This is a genomic window from Pseudomonas sp. P42 (assembly GCF_017973755.1).
GTDB lineage: Bacteria > Pseudomonadota > Gammaproteobacteria > Pseudomonadales > Pseudomonadaceae > Aquipseudomonas > Aquipseudomonas iridis.
In genome coordinates this window covers 123,877-142,344 of the sequence record NZ_JACOPU010000001.1, presented here as the reverse complement: position 1 = coordinate 142,344, position 18,468 = coordinate 123,877, and the positions used below count along the sequence as shown (strand labels likewise).

Below are 18,468 nucleotides of genomic sequence, written 5' to 3'. Positions count from 1 at the left end.
TCGCCGGTACACTGCTCCGTCATTTCCAGTCTCAGCAACCGACAACGGCCAACCATGCGCACCAGTCAATTTTTGCTCGCCACACAGAAAGAAACGCCTTCCGATGCGGTCGTCATCAGCCACCAGCTGATGCTGCGTGCCGGCATGATCCGCAAACTCGCCTCGGGCCTGTACACCTGGCTGCCGATGGGCTTGCGGGTCATGCGCAAGGTTGAAGCCATCGTTCGCGAAGAAATGAACGCCGCCGGCTCTCTGGAAGTGTTGATGCCGAGCACCCAACCGGCCGAGCTGTGGCAGGAATCGGGGCGCTGGGAAGAATACGGCCCTGAGTTGCTGCGCTTCAAAGACCGCCACGGTCGTGACTTCTGCGCGGGCCCGACCCACGAAGAGGTGATCACCGATCTGATGCGCAACGAGTTGAGCAGCTATAAGCAGCTGCCAATCAACCTGTACCAGATCCAGACCAAATTCCGTGATGAAATCCGCCCACGCTTCGGCTTGATGCGCGGCCGCGAATTCATCATGAAGGACGCGTACTCCTTCCACGCCGATCAGCCGTCGTTGCAGGTCACTTATGACCGCATGCACCAGGCGTATTGCAACATCTTCACTCGTCTGGGCCTGAAATTCCGTCCGGTTGAAGCCGACAACGGTTCGATCGGCGGCGCTGGTTCCCACGAGTTCCACGTACTGGCCGAATCCGGCGAAGACGATATCGCTTTCAGTAACGGCTCCGACTACGCGGCGAACATCGAGAAGGCTGAGGCGGTGCCGCGGGAAACTTCGCGCCCTGCTGCGAGCGAAGAGCTGCGCCTGGTCGATACGCCAGACACCAAGACCATTGCCGCACTGGTGGAAAAATTCAATCTGCCGATTGAAAAGACCATCAAGACCCTGATCGTGCGCGCCGAAGAAGAAGGCAAGCTGATCGCTCTGGTCATTCGTGGCGACCACGAACTCAACGAAATCAAGGCAGCCCAGCAACCTGGCGTTGCCAGCCCGCTGGTCATGGCCACCGACGCCGACCTGCGTGACGCGATTGGCGCCGGCGCCGGTTCGCTCGGCCCGCTGAACCTGCCACTGCCGATCATCATCGACCGCTCGGTCGAACTGATGAGCGACTTCGCTATCGGTGCCAACATCGACGACAAGCACTACTTCGGCGTCAACTGGGAGCGCGATCTGCCGGTTCCAACCGTGGCCGACCTGCGTAACGTGGTTGCTGGCGACCCAAGCCCGGACGGCAAGGGCACTCTGGAAATCGCACGCGGCATCGAAGTGGGGCACATCTTCCAGCTGGGCAACAAGTACAGCAAAGCGATGAAGTGCGAAGTGCTGGGCGAGAACGGCAAGCCTGTCACCCTGGAAATGGGTTGCTACGGTATCGGCGTGTCCCGTGTGGTGGCAGCCGCCATCGAGCAGAACAACGACGAAAACGGCATCATCTGGAGCGACACTCTTGCGCCGTTCCAGGTCGCCCTCGTACCGCTGCGCTATGAAACCGAGCAGGTGCGCGAAGCCACCGACAAGCTGTACGCAGAACTGACTGCGGCCGGTTTCGAAGTGCTGCTGGATGATCGCGACAAGAAAACCAGCCCGGGCATCAAGTTCGCAGACATGGAACTGATCGGCATTCCACACCGGATCGTGGTCAGTGACCGCGGCCTCGCCGAAGGTAACCTGGAATACAAGAGCCGTACCGAGGGCGAGGCGCAAGCGCTGCCGGTGGCTGACGTATTGTCCTTCCTTCAGGCCCGTATCCGCCGCTGAAACCAGATAGAGACGTCATGTTCAAGCGAAACACCTTGGGCCTCGGAGGCACCGCCCTGTGCGGTGCCCTGCTGGTCAGCGGCTGTGCCAATCACATGTCACAACGCAGCGAGCACGAAGAGCGGGTCGAGCGAAAACTGCTCGATCACCGCCTGCAGATTGATGTCGGTGAGCCCAAGGTGCTTGAGCTGCCGCAGCGACGCGTAAAGATCAACGAGCAGAAGACTTTCGAAGTCACCGAGTTCGAAGTCACCCGCCGTTACGATCGTTACACGCCTTACCAACCCTGGCGCGAAGTCTACGAGATTCCGCTGGGCGCGGTGGCGGTGGTCGGTGGCGTCGGCGCGAACGTGGTCAACGTCTTCGCGCTCGGCAATCTGCCGGACAGCGTGACCCGGGACTGGCTCAGCTACGGTTTTGCCGGGCTCAACCCGTTCATGAACGTGCAATCCAACGGTCGTGCGCAACAGAACCTCGCTGGCATCGATGAAATCCAGCGCGACAAGCGCACGGAGTATTCGAGCCTGCCGTGGAGCGAGCGTCCAGTGCAGGTCAAGGCTGGCAAGCAGACCTTCGATATGACCACCGACCGTAACGGCGTTTTGCGTCTGAACCTGCTCGACAGTCCGTTTGCCGAGAATGATCTCAACCATGTCGGCAAATTGCAGATCAGCGTCGAGGATGCCAAGGATGACGTGCACTCTGACTCATCCCTGATGATCAGCAGCCACTTGCGCGGAAAATTGCTGGAAGCGCACGGGCTGATCTACGACGATCTGGAAGATGACGAAGTCAGCGAGTGGGTCCACCGGGTCAAACGTCTCTCGGAACTGGGGCTGGAAGAAGAAGCCAGCGAACTGGAACAGAGCTTGATCGAGTTGACGCGTAACGATCCTGAGTTGCAGTCTGAGTTTCTCAAGTCGCTGACCAAGGATGCCGGGCGATTGGTCGCGGATCCAGGACCGAATTAACAGCAGTAGCTTCGCGAGCAGGCTCGCTCCCACATTGAATTTGTGCACGACACAGAACCAATGTGGGAGCGAGCCTGCTCGCGAAAGCGATATCAGTAACACCACCACGGCTACCGCTCAAACAATTCCATCTGCTCAAACCCACCCCGCAAGTCCTCCAGCCTCACCCCGACCCCAAGCAACCGCACCGGTTTACCCCCGCGATTGAATGCCTGCGTCAGCATTAACTGATAACTGCCCAGATCCCGCCCTGCCCCGGCCTGCTCCAATGTGGTCTGGGTGAAGTCGTGAAACTTCACTTTGACGAACGGTTTGCCCGGCCGATAACTGCTGTCGATTCGCGCCATACGTGTTTTCAAGGTTTCGAGCAGCTCGGGCAACTTGTCCAGGCAACTGCGCAAATCCGGTAGATCAACGTCGTAGGTATTTTCCACGCTGATCGACTGACGGCGACTGTCGTTATGCACCAGCCTGTCATCGATCCCACGAGCAAGACTCCACATTCGCTCACCGAAACTGCCGAATTCGCGCACCAGCGCCAGCTTGTCCCACTCGCGCAGGTGCTGACAGTCGACGATGCCGAGTCGGCCCAGTTTGTCAGCGGTGACTTTGCCCACACCGTGCAGCTTGCTGACCGGCAGGCCGCTGACAAAGTCTTCGACCTGATCCGGGGTGATCACGAACAAACCGTTGGGCTTCTTCCAGTCGCTGGCAATCTTCGCCAGAAACTTGTTCGGCGCCACGCCTGCGGAGACAGTGATATGCAACTGATTGGAAACGCGGCGGCGGATGTCCTGGGCAATTCGCGTGGCACTGCCGCCGAAATGCGCGCTGTCCGACACGTCGAGGTAGGCTTCATCCAGCGACAAAGGCTCGATCAAGTCAGTGTAATCAGCAAAAATCGTGTGAATTTCCTTAGACGCTTCACGGTAAGCATCCATGCGCGGCTTGACGATGGTCAGGTCGGGACACAGCTTTAGAGCGTGGCCGGAGGACATGGCCGAGCGCACGCCATACGCCCGCGCCTCGTAATTACAGGTGGCAATCACCCCGCGCCGATCCGCCGACCCGCCCACCGCCAAAGGCTTGCCGGCCAGACGCGGGTCATCGCGCATCTCGATGGCGGCGTAAAAACAGTCACAGTCGACGTGGATGATTTTTCGCTGAGTCATGTCAGAAAAGGAAACGTGGCGAACCGGATCGGCAGTATCTCACTCGCAACTGTATATAGCACCAGTGGTCAGAATGTTCTTTTCCTACGGTAGGAAAGCTTCGGTGAATTTATTTTCTCAATCGAAGAACGACTGCCAATAGAGCTGAAAGCCTTGCCCCACCTGCCCTGCGGCCTGTTTCAAACATCAAGAAAAGCGCTAACCGATTGAACCTCAACGAATTTTATCCAGATTGAAGGTTGACACCCCGGCGATCCTCTGTAGAATGCCGACACACAGACGCGGGATGGAGCAGTCTGGTAGCTCGTCGGGCTCATAACCCGAAGGTCGTCGGTTCAAATCCGGCTCCCGCAACCAAACATCAAAAAAGGCTACTCGAAAGAGTGGCCTTTTTTGTGCGCGCTTGTTTTGTAAAAGGAAGACTGCAGGGAGTGCCCTCCTCCAAACGGGAATTCGTTGCATTTCTTAGGGTTACCCGTCACGTGCGACCGTTTGACGCTATTTCGCACTTATTTGACCCTTTACGGGATTAGCGGTTGACACCCCGCCGTTCGCCTGTAGAATGCCGCCACACAGACGCGGGATGGAGCAGTCTGGTAGCTCGTCGGGCTCATAACCCGAAGGTCGTCGGTTCAAATCCGGCTCCCGCAACCAAACATCAAAAAAGGCTACTCGAAAGAGTGGCCTTTTTTGTATCTGCTGAAAAAGTCCTTTCGCAACAATGAGCTGTCATCGTGCAGTGAACCGTCCAGGATCATCAGAAACGCCGAGTTGCGACTATGCTTGAGTCGCGGCGCAGACGCCTGCAATCCATGACTGCCCTCGCCGAGCCTCGGCGAGAGGCGTAATATTTTGTGATTATTTTTTTCTACAGGGATTGGTAACTTGGCTGGATACCTCCATCCTGTCGCGCACAATCCAAGAGGTGATTGATGCGCGCCAACTCGTCTGATCCACAAGGCAATGTCACAGCGGAACATCCGATCAAACCCGAGCGTTTGCGCTTGCTGGATCGGTTAAGCAAATACCGTCAACCCATCGGTCTGGCGGTCACTCTGCTGCTGTTTGCCATCGCACTGATTGCCTGTCGCCATTTGCTCGCCGAACTCGATCTCGATGCCTTGCACGACTCGATTCTCGAGGTACCGAAACCCGCCCTGCTCGGCGCGTTCGGCGCGACCGTGGTCGGCTTCATTATTCTACTGGGCTATGAATGGTCGGCTGCCCGCTACGCTGGCGTGACATTGCCACCGCGCACGCTGGCCCTCGGCGGCTTCACCGCGTTTGCGATAGGCAACGCGATCGGTCTGTCGCTGCTGTCCGGCGGCTCGGTGCGCTACCGTTTATATGCACGGCTTGGCGTGAGCGCATCGGAAGTCGCGCGCATGACCTTGTTCGCCAGCCTGTCACTGGGCTGCGCCTTGCCACCGCTGGCTGCACTCGCGACCCTCAGCGATCTGCCCGGCGCATCCCAGGCCCTGGGGTTGTCTAAAGGTTTGCTCGGCACTGTTGCTGGCGCCGTACTCCTGCTGGGCGCGATTCTGGCGATCGGCATCTATCGTCGGCGTTTGCCGGAACAGCCATTGGCGCACAACCTGCTGGTCAAGGCCGGCCGCCGCACCTTGCGCCTGCCGGGTCGACGCCTGACGTTCATGCAACTCGTCATCACCGCCCTCGACGTGGCCGCTGCCGCCACCGTGCTTTATCTGTTACTGCCGGAAGCCCCACCGTTTGGCGCGTTTCTGCTGGTGTATCTGTTGGCCCTGGCCGCTGGTGTGCTCAGCCATGTGCCGGGCGGCGTCGGGGTATTCGAGGCGATTCTGCTGGCCGCCTTCGCCAACCAACTCGGTGCCGCTCCACTCGCCGCTGCGTTGCTGCTGTATCGCCTGATCTACGTAGTGGCGCCGCTGCTGGTAGCTTGCGTGCTGCTGCTGATCAACGAAGGCCAGCGCCTGTTTCAGACCCAGACCATGCGCGCAGCATCCGGTCTGGCCGCGCCGATTCTGGCGGTGCTGGTATTTCTGTCCGGCGTAGTGCTGCTGTTCTCCGGCGCCACTCCAGAGATCGATACGCGCCTGGAGCACATCGGTTTTCTGATCCCGCATCGACTGGTCGACGCTTCGCACTTCGGCGCCAGTCTGATTGGCGTGCTGTGTCTGTTGCTGGCCCAAGGCTTGCGACGCCGGTTGTCGGCGGCGTGGATGCTGACCACCATTCTGTTGCTGGTCGGCGCCCTGCTCTCGCTGCTCAAGGGTTTCGACTGGGAAGAAGCCTTGTTGATGACCCTGACGGCAAGTCTTCTTGGGGTGTTCCGCCGCTCGTTCTATCGCCCGAGCCGCTTGACCGAACTGCCGTTCTCGCCGCTGTATCTGGTAGCCAGCCTGTGTGTGCTGGGTGCTTCAGCCTGGTTGTTGCTGTTCGCCTATCAAGACGTGCCGTACAGCCATCAACTCTGGTGGCAGTTCACCCTCGACGCTGACGCCCCACGCGGGCTGCGTTCGCTGCTCGGCGCCGCAGTACTGTTGCTGGTGATTGCCCTGACCTGGTTGCTGCGCACCGCGCGCCCGGTCATTCACCTGCCAACGCCGGACGAACTGGATCGCGCCTCAAAGATTCTGATGGCCTCGTCGCAACCCGATGGCGGCCTCGCGCTGACCGGTGACAAGGCGTTGCTGTTTCACCAGAACGACGAAGCGTTCCTGATGTACGCCCGCCGTGGCCGCAGTCTGGTAGCCCTGTACGACCCGATCGGCCCCGGCCAGCAAAGGGCCGAGATGATCTGGCAGTTCCGCGACCTGTGCGACATCCACCACGCCCGCCCTGTGTTCTATCAAGTGCGCGCGGAAAACCTGCCGTACTACATGGACATCGGCCTGACTGCGATCAAGCTTGGCGAAGAAGCGCGGGTCGACCTCACCCGCTTTGACCTCGAAGCCAAGGGCAAGGAGATGAAGGATCTGCGTTACACCTGGAACCGGGGCACCCGCGACGGCCTGTCGCTGGAGATCCATGAACCGGGTCAGGCGCCGATGGATGAGCTCAAGGTGATTTCCGATGCCTGGCTGACCGGAAAGAACGTGCGCGAGAAAGGCTTCTCCCTCGGCCGTTTCAGCGACGATTACCTGAAGCATTTCCGCATCGCGGTGATTCGCTTCGAAGGCCGCCCGGTGGCGTTTGCCAATCTGCTCGAGACCTACAGCCATGACCTGGCCAGTCTCGACCTGATGCGCGCACACCCGGACGCGCCAAAACTGACCATGGAATTCATGATGGTCGGCCTGATTCAACACTATAAGAGTCACGGATACGCGCGCTTCAGCCTGGGCATGGTGCCGTTGTCGGGGTTGCAACCCCGGCGTGGTGCACCGCTGACCCAGCGGCTGGGCTCGATGGTTTTCCGCCGTGGTGAGCAGCTGTACAACTTCCAAGGTTTGCGCCGCTTCAAAGACAAATTCCAGCCTGACTGGGAACCCCGTTATATGGCCGTGCCCGCCGGACTCGATCCGTTGGTGGCGCTGGCCGACACTGCTGCCCTGATCGCGGGCGGCTTGACTGGATTGGTGAAACGCTGATGATTCAACGCTCCCTGAAGTACATCCTGGCCGCACTGATCGTGCTGGCCGTGATTGCCGGCGGCGGTTTCTGGTACCTCAAACGCCCGGCACCGGAACCGACCCTCGAACAGCTCAAACCGGCCGATGGCACCGCCATGACCCGCGTCATCCCTGGCACCAAGCCCAAGGCGCAGGTGCTGGTGGCCGTCACCGAAGAACAGAAACTCAGCGACAAACAGCTGAGCACCCTGAGCCGCAGCGCCTCGGCGCAGATCGTTCAGGTGATTCTGCCAAAGGACTGCCTGCTGCAAAGCCGCGCCCTGCAAACCGGTCTGCGTGAACTGAACGGCCCGGCCACACTCGTGAGCGGCATCGGCCCGGGCGCCGTGCTGGCCTGGCGCTGGTTGTCCGAGCAGAAGGACGACAAGGCTCAGGCCATCTCCGTCGACCTCGCGCTAGAAAAACCCGGTTGCACTCACCTGCTGCCGAAAGCCGCCGCCCACGGCCACTGGCTGGTGGCGTGGAACGACAACCCGGACGACGCAAGCGCGGATTTTGTGCGCGATCAACCGAACGCCGAAACCAGCATCAGCGACTACGACATCAACCTGCCGCAAGTGCTGAACAACGAACTGCGCAAGATCCTCGTCGGTGGCGACAAGGCCAATGGTGGTCTGGCGATCCCGGTGGTTGAAGTGCCGGCCGGTCAGGCCAAGGACACTGTAACCCTGTTCCTCTCCGGCGACGGCGGCTGGCGTGACCTGGACCGCGACGTGGCCGGTGAAATGGCCAAGATCGGCTACCCGGTCGTCGGCATCGACACCCTGCGCTACTACTGGCAGCACAAGAGCCCGGAACAAAGCGCCCTGGACCTGACCGAACTGATGCAACACTACCGGCAGAAATGGGGCACCAAGCGCTTCATCCTCACCGGTTATTCGTTCGGCGCCGACGTCCTGCCGGCGATCTACAACCGCCTGCCGGACACCGAGCAGCAGCGCGTCGACGCAATCATCCTGCTGGCCTTCGCCCGCACCGGCAGTTTCGAAATCGAAGTCGAAGGCTGGCTCGGCAACGCCGGCAAAGAAGCCGCCACCGGCCCGGAAATGGCCAAACTGCCACCGGCCAAGGTCGTGTGCATTTATGGTGAAGAAGAGGCCGATGAAAGCGGCTGCACTGACAAGACTGCGGTGGGTGAAGCGGTGAAACTGCCGGGTGGTCATCACTTCGATGAGAACTATCCTGCGCTGGCAAAGCGTCTGGTGGACTTGATCCAGAAGCGTCAGGCGGCGAGTCAGGTGGCTGAAGAGTGATCTGAAACGCTCCAACAAAAAGCCCCCGCCACTTTGCAGTTGCGGGGGCTTTTTACATTCCGGCAGCCGCCAAAATTTCCTGTGGGAGCGAGCCTGCTCGCGAATTCGGTGGGTCAGTAAACAGATTCGTTGACTGACAGTACGTATTCGCGAGCAGGCTCGCTCCCACGGGGCATTGCGCTGGATTCGGATATCAATTCCTCCAGGCATATCTGCCAGACGTTTAGTTTCGTTTACTTCCAGTCTCGCAATATCGGATGACGCCCACAGACCTTGTAGGCAAACTCCGAACCGCGTGTTGCGGCGCCTTGCCGCCCTGTTGCGCTGTTTTTTGACGGGATACTCTCCGCACGTCGCTGACCCATTCAGCGATCGGGCTTGGTAACCCGGTGGAATAAGGCGCAACAGCGCACCTAACACGATTCAGGCGTATTTCCGTCTGTTGTCCAGTGTTATGGCAGCTGTGTGTGGGACGCTTTCGGGCGTGCCGGTTTCCTTGATTCCCCGGTTTACCAACCTGCGCACAGCTGCCACCCATTCGCTTGGTATCGGATGCGGCAGCTCTCGAAATCAAGGGAATTGAACATGAGCAATCAATCTGATCTGAAAACCATCGGCTTCACCCCCTTCCTCTACAACGCAAATGAAGCCTTTTTCAACGTTCGTTCCGGCATCCCGATCATCGATGCCTTGTCCCAATCCTCCGACCTGCTGTACCTCGCCAAATCCTTCGCAGAAGACGCTGCCTACGCCAAAGACACCGACCGCCATGCCTGGGCCGCGCACTATCTGACGGTGATGGGCAAGGCCCTGATCGACGATGTGATACAAGCGCTGCTGCCACGACCTGCGCGCACGAAGACCGAGTCCGAAGCAGAGAAGCCTGAAAGCTTGTAGAGGTTTGAAGATCAAAAGATCGCAGCCTCCGGCAGCTCCTACATGGAATGCGAAACCTGTAGGAGCTGCCGAAGGCTGCGATCTTTTGATCTGGATTTGTGGATTAAGCCAGAAACAAAAAAGCCCCCGCCAGCCACTAGGCTGACGGGGGCTTTTCAATGGGACGGGATTACATCTCCACCTGCGTCCCCAACTCAATCACCCGGTTCAGCGGCAGATTGAAGAACCTCAGGTTGCCGTTGGCATTCTTCAACATGAACGCGAACAACGCCTCGCGCCAACGCGCCATGCCTTCGAGTTTCGAGGCAATCACCGTTTCGCGGCTGAGGAAGTACGTCGTGCGCATCGGGCTGAAGTCCAGATCATCCAGATGGCACAGCTTCAGCGCCTGCGGCACGTCCGGCTCGTCGGTGAAGCCGAAGTGCAGGATCACCCGGAAGAAGCCGTCGCCGTAGGCATCCACCTCGAAACGCCGGGATGGTGGTACGCGCGGGATGTCTTCATAAACCACCGTCAGCAGCACCACTTGCTCGTGCAATACCTGGTTATGCAACAGGTTGTGCAACAACGCATGTGGCACGGCGTCGGAACGCGCAGTGAGGAACACCGCGGTGCCCTGCACGCGATGCGGCGGTTGCACGCGGATGCTGCTGATGAAGATCGGCAGCGGCAGCGCGCCTTCGTCGAGACGCTCGACCAGCAGTTGCTTGCCGCGCTTCCAGGTGGTCATCAGCACGAACAGCGCGATACCGGCGATCACCGGGAACGCACCGCCCTGCACGATCTTCGGCACGTTGGCGGCGAAGTACAGACCGTCCACCAGCAGGAAGCCGAGCAACACCGGCACCGCGAGGATCGGTGGCCATTTCCACAGCAGCAGCATGACTGCCGACACCAGAATTGTGGTCATCAACATGGTGCCCGTCACCGCCACGCCATAGGCCGAGGCCAGCGCGCCGGACGACTCGAAGCCCAGCACCAGCAGCACCACGCCAACCATCAACGCCCAGTTCACCGCACCGATGTAGATCTGGCCCTGCTCGTCACTGGAGGTGTGCTGAATGTACATGCGCGGAATGTAACCGAGCTGGATCGCCTGACGGGTCAGGGAGAACGCGCCGGAAATCACCGCTTGCGAGGCGATCACCGTGGCCATCGTCGCCAGCCCGACCAGCGGAATCAACGCCCAGCTCGGCGCCAGCAGATAGAACGGGTTACGCGCCGCTTCCGGATTTTCCAGCAGCAAGGCGCCCTGACCGAAGTAGTTGAGCATCAGCGCTGGCAGCACCAGCAGGAACCACGCACGGGCAATCGGCTTGCGGCCGAAGTGTCCCATGTCGGCATACAACGCTTCGGCACCGGTCAGCGCCAGCACCACAGCGCCGAGAATAGCCACGCCCATACCGGGATGGACGACGAAGAAATTCACCGCCCACATCGGGTTCATCGCGTGCAGCACTTCAGGCGAGTGGCTGATGCCGTAGACACCGAGGGCGCCGAGCACGAGGAACCAAGTGACCATGATCGGCCCGAAGAGGATGCCGATGCGTGCCGTACCGTGCTTCTGAATCAGAAACAACGCGACCAGGACGACCAGTGACAGCGGCACCACCCAGTGATCAATGCCATCGAACGCCAGGCCCAACCCCTCAATCGCCGACAGAACGGAAATCGCCGGGGTGATCATGCTGTCGCCGTAAAACAGCGCCGCACCGATCAGTCCGCAGACCACCAGCAACGACCGCAGCTTCTTGCGTTCCCCCGCTGCTCGTCGCGCCAGCGCGGTGAGTGCCATGATCCCGCCCTCGCCCTGGTTATCGGCGCGCAGCACGAACATCATGTATTTGATCGACACGACCCAGATCAGCGACCAGAAGATCAACGACAGAATGCCTAGCACGCCATCGTGATTGACCGGCACACCGTAACCGCCGGAAAACACTTCTTTGAGGGTGTACAACGGGCTCGTGCCGATGTCGCCATAAACCACCCCGACCGCCGCGACCAGCATGCTCAGCGGTTTAGAGGCCGAACCCTCGGCGCCTGCCGCGTGACTACTTGCCTGACCCATCCAACAACTCCTGATTCCAGACCGGCTTCTTCGAATGAAGCACTATGCTTTGTGGTGCAGCATGCGCGTTTTTACGCCTTGTAACAGACGTTTTCTTGACTGTAAAAATTCAGTAAAACGCTACGGCGCGAAGCATAGCGCAGCACTCGTCGTATTTCCCTGCATAAAGCTGGTCAAGAGAGCTGCTCGTCGATAGAATTGCGCACTTTTTGATCAGAGGCGCGCCCTAAGCGCCCATCCGTCGATTCCCGCGTCAGGCAATCGATGTCACAAAATACCGAGGTTAGACATGTCCACCACTCCTGCGCCAGCCAATCCAAAGGTTGGCTTCGTATCCCTGGGTTGCCCGAAAGCTCTGGTCGACTCCGAACGGATCCTGACCCAGCTGCGCATGGAAGGCTATGACGTGGTGTCCACTTATCAGGACGCCGACGTCGTGGTGGTCAACACCTGTGGCTTTATCGACTCGGCCAAGGCTGAATCTCTGGAAGTGATCGGCGAAGCGATCAAGGAAAACGGCAAGGTCATCGTCACCGGCTGCATGGGCGTAGAAGAAGGCAACATCCGCAACGTGCACCCGAGCGTGCTGGCCGTGACCGGTCCGCAGCAGTACGAGCAGGTAGTCAACGCTGTGCACGACGTCGTGCCGCCGCGCAAAGACCACAACCCGCTGATCGATCTGGTGCCGCCGCAAGGCATCAAGCTGACTCCGCGCCACTACGCCTACCTGAAGATTTCCGAAGGCTGCAACCACAGCTGCAGCTTCTGCATCATCCCCTCGATGCGCGGCAAACTGGTCAGCCGTCCCGTGGGTGATGTGCTCGACGAGGCCCAGCGACTGGTCAAATCCGGCGTCAAAGAGCTGCTGGTGATCTCGCAAGACACGAGCGCCTACGGCGTTGATGTGAAATACCGCACCGGTTTCTGGAACGGCGCGCCGGTGAAAACCCGCATGACCGAACTCTGCGAAGCGCTGAGCACGCTGGGCGTCTGGGTGCGTCTGCACTACGTTTACCCGTACCCGCACGTCGACGAGTTGATCCCGTTGATGGCCGCCGGCAAGATCCTGCCGTACCTGGACATCCCGTTCCAGCACGCCAGCCCGAAAGTGTTGAAGTCGATGAAACGCCCGGCGTTTGAAGACAAGACCCTGGCGCGGATCAAGAACTGGCGTGAAATCTGCCCGGACCTGATCATCCGTTCGACCTTCATCGTCGGCTTCCCGGGCGAAACCGAAGAAGACTTCCAGTACCTGCTGAACTGGCTGACCGAAGCCCAGCTCGACCGCGTCGGCTGCTTCCAGTACTCGCCGGTTGAAGGCGCACCGGCCAATGACCTCGATCTGGACATCGTGCCGGACGACGTCAAGCAGGATCGCTGGGACCGCTTCATGGCGCACCAGCAAGCCATCAGCTCGGCGCGCCTGCAACTGCGCATCGGCCGCGAAATCGAAGTGCTGGTGGACGAAGTCGACGAGCAAGGCGCGGTTGGCCGCTGCTTCTTCGACGCCCCGGAAATCGACGGCAACGTGTTCATCGATAACGGCAGCAACCTCAAGCCGGGCGACAAGGTCTGGTGCAAAGTGACGGATGCTGACGAATACGATTTGTGGGCCGAGCAGATCTGATCTGAACGTCAAAAGCCCCTCACCCTAACCCTCTCCCGGAGGGAGAAGGGACTGATCGGGTTGTTCTTCCGAGCGGCGTCGATTTGGATTTCCAGTCGAACCCAAGCTCTGAAAACCATGAAGATCGGCTCCCTTCCCCCCTCGCCCCCTTGGGGGAGAGGGCTGGGGTGAGGGGGTAGATTTAGCCAGCGACGAATCCGCCAAGCCGTACACCGCGACAAAATGACCCAAAGCCCCGCTCTTTTTTGGAAGATGCGGGGCTTTTTTACGGCTATCGTTTACCGGGGGATGGACTCCCTTGAAACGGACAAGAGGCAAACGCGCATGCGCCACCATTCGGTCATCCACACGCCGAAACTCAGCGATTATCAGGAACTGACCCAGGTCTGGGAGGCCTCGGTCCGCGCGACCCACGATTTTCTGCCCGACAGCTATATCGAGCTGCTGCGCAAACTGGTGCTGACCCGCTACCTCGACGCGGTAATGCTGATCTGCACCAAGGACAGCCACCAGCGCATCACCGGGTTTGCCGGTGTTGCGGCAGGCAAGATCGAGATGCTGTTTATTGACCCCGCGCATCGCGGCCAAGGCCTGGGCAAGCGATTATTGCGTTACGCCATGGAGCACCTGAACGCCGATGAACTGGACGTCAACGAACAGAACCCGCAAGCGTTGGGGTTTTACTTCAAGCAGGGTTTCGAAGTGATCGGACGCTCGGAAGTCGATGGCATGTGCCAGCCGTATCCGCTGCTGCACATGCGGTTGCGCCAAACCGAGCAACGCTCGGGTAACGGCTGACACAACATAGATCCTTGTGGGAGCTGGCTTGCCAGCGATGCAGACGCCGCGGTCTGGCAAATACATCGAGGTGATGCCATCGCTGGCAAGCCAGCTCCCACAAGTAATGCGAACGCACCGAAATGGAACCGGGCTTAACCGGCGCCACACAGGTACAATGCACACCCCTTTTTTGTTACGGCCCTGTCATGACTGACCCGATTCGCCTCTCCAAACGCCTCATCGAACTGGTCGGTTGCTCCCGCCGGGAGGCCGAGCTGTTCATTGAGGGCGGCTGGGTCACCGTGGACGGCGAAGTCATCGACGAGCCGCAATTCAAGGTCGAAGGCCAAAAGGTCGAGCTCGACAAAGACGCCAAGGCCACCGCGCCTGAGCCCGTCACTATTTTGCTCAACGTGCCGGCTGGCATCGATACCGACAGCGCAATGCAGCTGATCAGCGCCGAAACCCTGAGCGAAGAGCACCGCTACGGCAAACGCCCGTTGCGCGGGCACTTCCTGCGCCTGAGCACCAGCGCCGACCTGCAGGCCAATGCCAGCGGTCTGCTGGTATTCACCCAGGACTGGAAAATCCTGCGCAAGCTCACCGCCGACTCCGCCAAGATCGAGCAGGAATACGTGGTTGAAGTAGAGGGCGATATGGTCGCTCACGGCCTCAACCGCTTGACCCACGGCCTCACCCACAAGGGCAAGGAGTTGCCGGCAGTCAAAGCCAGCTGGCAGAACGAAAACCGCCTGCGCTTCGCCATGAAAAACCCGCAGCCGGGGATCATTGCCCAGCTCTGCCAGGCCGTTGGCTTGAAGGTTATCAGCGTGCGCCGCATCCGCATTGGCGGTGTGTCCATCGGCAAGGTGCCAGTCGGCCAATGGCGCTACATGTCCGGCAAAGAGAAGTTCTGACGACTCTGTTTTGCCGCCCCACATTTTCGGCAGCGCCCCGCGCGATGCCCACAGCGAAAGATCAGGATTGCTCACATGATTCATAACGACGTATTGCGCAGCGTGCGCTACATGCTCGACATCAGCGACAAGAAAGTCGTTGAAATCACCAAGACCGGCGGCATGGAAATCGCCCTCGAAGACCTGGTGAAATACCTCGACAAGAAAGAAGAAGACGAAGAAGGCTTCGTGCGCTGCCCGGACGAAGTCATCGCGCACTTCCTCGACGGCCTGGTGATCTTCAAACGTGGCAAGGACGAAAGCCGTCCGCCGCAGCCGATCGAAGTGCCGGTGACCAATAACATCATTCTGAAAAAGCTGCGCGTGGCCTTCGAACTGAAAGAAGACGACATGCACGCAATCCTCAAGGCTGCCGAGTTCCCGGTGTCCAAGCCTGAGCTGAGCGCGCTGTTCCGCAAGGTTGGCCACACCAATTACCGTCCGTGCGGCGATCAACTGCTGCGCAACTTCCTCAAGGGCCTCACGCTGCGCGTGAGAGCGTAAAACCAGCTACGAGCCGCAAGCTGCAAGCTCTTATTTGTAGCTTGCAGCTTGCAACTCGAAGCTGGGCACATGGCCCCCCATTCCTCGCAAAAATAGTGGCTCCGCTTTTCGCGTCTGACGACTAGGGTGTATTGATCCCTAACACTCAGGACTCGCCATGCACCCGTACTTTTCCCTGCAAGGCCGCACCGCTCTGGTGACCGGCGGCACTCGTGGTATCGGCAAAATGATCGCCAAGGCCTTCGTCGAGGCCGGCGCCCGGGTTTTCGTCTGCGCCCGGGATGCCGAGGCCTGTCATCAAACGGCCGAAGAACTCGGCGCGTTGGGCATATGCCACGGCGTGGCAGCGAATCTGGCGACTGAAGAAGGCGTTCAGGAGTTGGCCGCTCGATTGGCCGAGCAGATCACTCATCTGGATATTCTGGTGAACAACGCCGGCACCACCTGGGGCGCGCCGCTAGAGAGCTACCCGGTCAAGGGCTGGGAGAAAGTCATGCAGCTCAACGTGACGTCGGTGTTCAGCTGCATTCAGCAGTTTCTGCCGCTATTGCGCAAGGCTGGCTCAGCGGCAAATCCGGCGCGGATCATCAATATCGGATCGGTGGCGGGGATTTCCTCCTTCGGCGAGCAGGCCTATGCCTATGGGCCGAGCAAGGCCGCCTTGCATCAGTTGTCACGGATTCTGGCACGCGAACTGGTGAGCCAGCACATCAACGTCAACGTGATCGCACCGGGCCGATTCCCGAGCAAGATGACCCAGCATATTGGCAACGATGAGCAGGCATTGGCCGAGGACACGGCGCTGATTCCGATGAAGCGTTGGGGACGAGAGGAAGAGATGGCGGCGCTGGCGATCAGTCTGGCGAGTACAGCAGGGGCATATATGACCGGGAATATCATTCCGCTGGATGGCGGGTTCAGCCTCTGAATCGGCGGTGAAGCTATCGCTGGCAAGCCAGCTCCCACAAGGTTCTCGAGCGTTTCCGTTATTTTGTGCACCACACAACCCGTGGGAGCTGGCTTGCCAGCGATGGCGTCAGCCCTGCCAACACCAGACTTGAGGTTGGAAGGGTTATCATGCCCGCCCTGATCCCGCTTCTGACCTCAAACCATGACTTACAGCGTCTCCCCCATCGGCTTCGTCCGCTCCTGCTTCAAGGAGAAGTTCGCCATCCCGCGCCAACCGCAATTGGCACCCGCCGCCCGTGGCGTGCTGGAACTGGTGCCGCCGTTCGATCAGGGTGACGCCGTGCAGGGTCTGGAACAGGTCAGTCACGTCTGGCTGCTGTTCCTGTTCCACCAGGCTCTGGAAGAAAAACCGCGTCTGAAAGTGCGCCCTCCCCGGCTCGGCGGCAACAAGTCCATGGGCGTGTTCGCCACTCGCGCCACCCACCGCCCGAATGGCATTGGCCAATCCGTGGTGAAACTGGACAAGGTCGAAGCCAATCGCCTGTTCATCTCAGGTATCGATCTGCTCGACGGCACACCGATTCTCGACATCAAACCTTACGTGCCTTACGCCGACATCATCACCGACCCCTCCAACAGTATCGCCAGCGCTGCGCCGCAACTGATTGACGTGCAGTGGACGGACACAGCGCTGCAACAAGCGCACACACACGCACAGCGCCTGGCCGAGCCATTGGTTGAGTTGATCGAGCAGTGTTTGGCGCAGGATCCGCGCCCGGCGTATCAGACGCCAGCCCCGGAGCGTGAATACGGCGCACAATTCTGGGATCTGGATGTGCGCTGGCATTACCCCGTGCCTGAGCAGATTCTCGTCCTCGAAGTCATCCCCGCCAACGCATAACCCCCGAAAACGAAAAAGCCCGCGCCGCCTTCTCAGGCAACGCGGGCTTTTTGCTGTCACACCACAACACCTATTGTGGGAGCGAGCCTGCTCGCGAAGGCGTTGTGTCAGCCAACATAAATGTTAATGACAGATCGCATTCGCGAGCAGGCTCGCTCCCACAGGGATTGCGTCTTACTTCTCGACGAACGCACGCTCGATCAGGTAATCACCCGGCTCGCGCATGCGCGGCGAGACTTTCAGGCCGAAGCTGTTCAACACTTCGCTGGTCTCGTCGAGCATGCTCGGGCTGCCGCACAGCATGGCGCGGTCGTCCTGCGGGTTGATCGGCGGCAGGCCGATGTCGCTGAACAGCTTGCCGCTGCGCATCAGATCGGTCAGGCGACCTTCATTCTCGAACGGTTCGCGGGTCACGGTCGGGTAGTAGATCAGCTTGTCGCGCAGCGCTTCGCCGAAGAACTCGTTCTGTGGCAGGTGCTCGGTGATGAATTCGCGGTAGGCGACTTCATTCACATAGCGAACACCGTGGCACAGGATCACTTTTTCGAAACGCTCGTAGGTTTCGGGATCCTGGATCACGCTCATGAACGGCGCCAGACCAGTGCCGGTGCTGAGCAGGTAAAGGTGTTTGCCGGGTTTCAGGTCATCCAGTACCAGCGTGCCCGTAGGCTTTTTGCTGATGATGATCTCGTCGCCTTCCTTCAGGTGCTGCAACTGCGAAGTCAGCGGGCCATCAGGCACCTTGATGCTGAAGAACTCCAGATGCTCTTCCCAGTTCGGGCTGGCGATCGAGTAAGCGCGCATAAGCGGGCGGCCATTTGGTTGTTGCAGGCCGATCATCACGAACTGCCCGTTCTCGAAGCGCAGGCCCGGGTCGCGGGTGCACTTGAAGCTGAACAGGGTATCGTTCCAGTGATGAACACTGAGGACACGCTCGTGGTTCATGTTGCTCATGTACGTTTGACTCCTGGATATTGGGTCTGCGCGTCTCTTGACGCCAATGATGGCAGGCCGACGGTGCGCAATTGCATCGCATTCTAATA

Annotated in this window: 14 protein-coding genes and 2 tRNA genes; 13 read left to right on the top strand and 3 right to left on the bottom strand. The window is 59.6% G+C overall.

The window, feature by feature from the left end; genetic code table 11:
• Positions 1–54 precede the first annotated feature (54 nt).
• On the top strand, positions 55–1,770 hold the full coding sequence (locus tag H8B20_RS00685; RefSeq protein WP_200613534.1) for a proline--tRNA ligase: 1,716 nt from the start codon (positions 55–57) through the stop codon (positions 1,768–1,770).
• A gap of 17 nt (positions 1,771–1,787) precedes the next feature.
• A complete protein-coding gene (locus H8B20_RS00680) occupies positions 1,788–2,741 on the top strand; it encodes a hypothetical protein (RefSeq protein WP_210622079.1) in 954 nt (317 codons plus the stop codon).
• Positions 2,742–2,851: 110 nt separating this feature from the next.
• Here H8B20_RS00680 and dinB read toward each other — a convergent pair whose 3' ends face one another.
• On the bottom strand, positions 2,852–3,913 hold the full coding sequence (gene dinB, locus H8B20_RS00675; protein WP_047299997.1) for a DNA polymerase IV: 1,062 nt from the start codon (positions 3,911–3,913) through the stop codon (positions 2,852–2,854).
• 280 nt (positions 3,914–4,193) lie between these two features.
• Here dinB and H8B20_RS00670 point away from each other — a divergent pair.
• The 5 genes from H8B20_RS00670 (at position 4,194) to H8B20_RS00650 (ending at position 9,677) form a co-directional block, all read left to right on the top strand.
• Positions 4,194–4,270, top strand: a tRNA-Met gene (locus tag H8B20_RS00670).
• Positions 4,271–4,490: 220 nt separating this feature from the next.
• Positions 4,491–4,567: transfer RNA gene (locus H8B20_RS00665), tRNA-Met, on the top strand.
• 278 nt (positions 4,568–4,845) lie between these two features.
• Positions 4,846–7,485, top strand: a complete 2,640-nt coding sequence (gene mprF / locus H8B20_RS00660) for a bifunctional lysylphosphatidylglycerol flippase/synthetase MprF (protein WP_210622078.1) — start codon at positions 4,846–4,848, stop codon at positions 7,483–7,485.
• Positions 7,485–8,780, top strand: a complete 1,296-nt coding sequence (locus tag H8B20_RS00655) for a virulence factor family protein (protein WP_210622077.1) — start codon at positions 7,485–7,487, stop codon at positions 8,778–8,780. Before mprF ends, H8B20_RS00655 begins: the two co-directional genes overlap by 1 nt.
• A 585-nt stretch (positions 8,781–9,365) precedes the next feature.
• Complete coding sequence (locus H8B20_RS00650; protein WP_115146423.1) at positions 9,366–9,677, top strand: DUF3077 domain-containing protein; 312 nt, start codon at positions 9,366–9,368, stop codon at positions 9,675–9,677.
• A gap of 169 nt (positions 9,678–9,846) precedes the next feature.
• Here H8B20_RS00650 and H8B20_RS00645 read toward each other — a convergent pair whose 3' ends face one another.
• Positions 9,847–11,688, bottom strand: a complete 1,842-nt coding sequence (locus H8B20_RS00645; RefSeq protein ID WP_401234561.1) for a potassium transporter Kup — start codon at positions 11,686–11,688, stop codon at positions 9,847–9,849.
• Positions 11,689–12,037: 349 nt separating this feature from the next.
• Between H8B20_RS00645 and rimO the strand changes: the two genes are divergently transcribed.
• The 6 genes from rimO (at position 12,038) to tsaA (ending at position 17,425) form a co-directional block, all read left to right on the top strand.
• The gene (gene rimO / locus H8B20_RS00640; protein WP_042557939.1) at positions 12,038–13,375 is read left to right on the top strand and encodes a 30S ribosomal protein S12 methylthiotransferase RimO; all 1,338 of its coding nucleotides are present in this window, start codon (positions 12,038–12,040) and stop codon (positions 13,373–13,375) included.
• A 324-nt stretch (positions 13,376–13,699) separates the two neighbouring features.
• A complete protein-coding gene (locus H8B20_RS00635; RefSeq protein WP_210622075.1) occupies positions 13,700–14,173 on the top strand; it encodes a GNAT family N-acetyltransferase in 474 nt (157 codons plus the stop codon).
• 188 nt (positions 14,174–14,361) lie between these two features.
• On the top strand, positions 14,362–15,072 hold the full coding sequence (locus tag H8B20_RS00630; RefSeq protein ID WP_042557937.1) for an rRNA pseudouridine synthase: 711 nt from the start codon (positions 14,362–14,364) through the stop codon (positions 15,070–15,072).
• A gap of 75 nt (positions 15,073–15,147) precedes the next feature.
• The gene (locus H8B20_RS00625) at positions 15,148–15,615 is read left to right on the top strand and encodes a YehS family protein (RefSeq protein WP_210622074.1); all 468 of its coding nucleotides are present in this window, start codon (positions 15,148–15,150) and stop codon (positions 15,613–15,615) included.
• A gap of 157 nt (positions 15,616–15,772) precedes the next feature.
• Positions 15,773–16,543: an SDR family oxidoreductase gene (locus H8B20_RS00620; protein WP_210622073.1), complete on the top strand. Its 771-nt coding sequence runs from the start codon at positions 15,773–15,775 to the stop codon at positions 16,541–16,543.
• A gap of 183 nt (positions 16,544–16,726) precedes the next feature.
• Positions 16,727–17,425: a tRNA (N6-threonylcarbamoyladenosine(37)-N6)-methyltransferase TrmO gene (tsaA, locus tag H8B20_RS00615; RefSeq protein WP_210622072.1), complete on the top strand. Its 699-nt coding sequence runs from the start codon at positions 16,727–16,729 to the stop codon at positions 17,423–17,425.
• A 174-nt stretch (positions 17,426–17,599) separates the two neighbouring features.
• Here the strand turns inward: tsaA and fpr are convergent, their stop codons facing one another.
• Positions 17,600–18,379, bottom strand: coding sequence for a ferredoxin-NADP reductase (gene fpr / locus H8B20_RS00610; RefSeq protein WP_003443014.1), 780 nt, complete (start codon positions 18,377–18,379; stop codon positions 17,600–17,602).
• Between the last annotated feature and the right edge of the window lie 89 nt (positions 18,380–18,468).